At 39.6% G+C, this 608-nt stretch carries 1 pseudogene; it reads right to left on the reverse strand.

The features are described 5' to 3' along the window. Positions 1 to 211 (reverse strand): annotated as a pseudogene (locus tag R7Q46_RS28275) (sulfite exporter TauE/SafE family protein); the annotation flags it as partial. Positions 212 to 608: the final 397 nt, after the last annotated feature.

Below are 608 nucleotides of genomic sequence, written 5' to 3' on the forward strand. Positions count from 1 at the left end.
CACCGATTTCGACGCTACTGCGATGTTTCAGCGCATTCATGATCGAAATAAACAACGCGACCAAACAGATAGGTGCAGGCACATATTCGGGCGCCCATAGAATGAGCAACGGCGCGGCCACAATGGCTAAGCCAAAACCAATCGCAGTTTGGACAAAAGAACCGAGAAAAATCAGTCCCATCGCAAGCAAGTTAACCGAATCAAATTCCATCTAGATTATTCTTATATTCAGACAATCAATAAGGGCGCTAGACTTATCGCATTTCGAGATGGTTGCCTAACCCCGCCTTGCGTAGCATTCCTCAATGACCATGAAAAGACAATCTATTTGTCTGTTTTTAGACAACATTCATTTTCGCTAACCTCACTACCAACGTAAGGCTTTTCTTACAGAAAACTGAATGCACTGTACACCAAAACAACACATATGCCGTTGATAAAATCATCAAAATGATTAATGTCGAGCTCTAGCGCTTTATTTTGCATCGCTCTATAATGCTGACCCTTTTATCAATACTGTACTTATTTCCACAACAAAAAAGCGTACAGTTATTTACTTTTTAACTTTAACTTGCTGTGAAAATAATATGAAAAAACAGACTGGATTT

The sequence above is a fragment of the Vibrio sp. 811 genome (assembly GCF_033339195.1).